Below are 1,188 nucleotides of genomic sequence, written 5' to 3'. Positions count from 1 at the left end.
TCTCTGTACACGACAAATTTCACAGAACCCTTATCCTATCAGGGTTCTGCCTTCTTAAAATTGCCAAAATTTCCTTAAACTCTTCTTTTTTCCCAAAACCAATTAAACGCTGAATCGCCATTTGAACATAGTCTAAACCATAGCGAAATAAACTCATTGAGAGTCGTCCATGCTTCTTTATTTTTATCGCTTTTTTTTGATCATGTTGCCATTCACCCGTTAAGTAACACCAACAGAAGCTTATAGCTAACACCGCAATCAATTTTTTCACTCGTCTAGGGTCTGTCAAGCGCGTATTTTCAAGATTAAACCCGCGTCCTTTGAGACAACTGAATAAGGTTTCAATTTCCCAGCGTAATGCATAATCCTGAATAGCATTGGCATTAAACTGAGGAGAAACGACGAGTAAAAGCTCTCCATTTTCTAACTGTAGTGCACTTATATATAGTTTCACCCGACCAACCAAAATCCGTCGTTTACGACATTCAATTTGACCAACTTTAAGATGGCGAAATAAATCACTAATTTTATGATTCTTTCCTAAATGATTGGTGACAATGAAGTTTTTTTAACACGAATGCAGAAGTTGATGTCTTGTTCAATTAACCATGTAAACCACTGCTCACCGATAAACTCTCTGTCTGCGAACACATTCACAATACGGTCTTTACCAAAAATGGCTATAAAGCGTTGAATCAAAGCAATACGCTCTTTCGTATCTGAATTTCCACGTTTATTAAGCAATGTCCAAAGGATAGGTATCGCTATTCCACGATAAACGATTGCGAGCATCAGGATATTAATATTTCGTTTTCCCCATTTCCAATTGGTTCTATCTAAAGTCAGTTGCACTTGGTCGAATGAAAACATATTGAAAATCAACTGAGAAATTTGACGATAATCAAAATACTGACCTGCAAAGAAGCGCTGCATACGTCGATAAAATGATTGTGGTAAGCACTTGATGGGCAAGGCTTTAGATGCAGAAGAAAGATTACATGTTTGCTTTAAAATAATCACAAGCATGATGAGCGCAAAGCACTTTAAATGTGACTTGTTCCATTTTAGATATTTGTTTAAGATAAGATATAACTCATTGAGATGTGTCATAGTATTCGTCGTTAGAAAACAATTATTATGACATTATTTCAATGAGTTATCTATTTTTATCGTGTACAGAGAATTAAT

General features: G+C 35.6%; 1 protein-coding gene. It reads right to left on the bottom strand.

From position 1 onward, the window contains the following. Positions 1-19: 19 nt before the first annotated feature. Positions 20-1,110 (bottom strand): IS4-like element ISAba1 family transposase gene (locus ABD437_RS25120; protein WP_085940413.1). Its coding sequence is split into 2 segments (ribosomal slippage): positions 20-570 and positions 570-1,110, totalling 1,092 coding nucleotides; the frame shifts between segments, so codons are not numbered across the junction. Positions 1,111-1,188 lie beyond the last annotated feature (78 nt).

It is taken from the genome of Cryptosporangium japonicum, assembly GCF_039524755.1.
GTDB classification, from domain to species: Bacteria; Actinomycetota; Actinomycetes; order Mycobacteriales; family Cryptosporangiaceae; genus Cryptosporangium; species Cryptosporangium japonicum.
The sequence above is the reverse complement of the archived record's forward strand: the minus strand, read 5'-3'. Positions and strand labels throughout refer to the sequence as shown.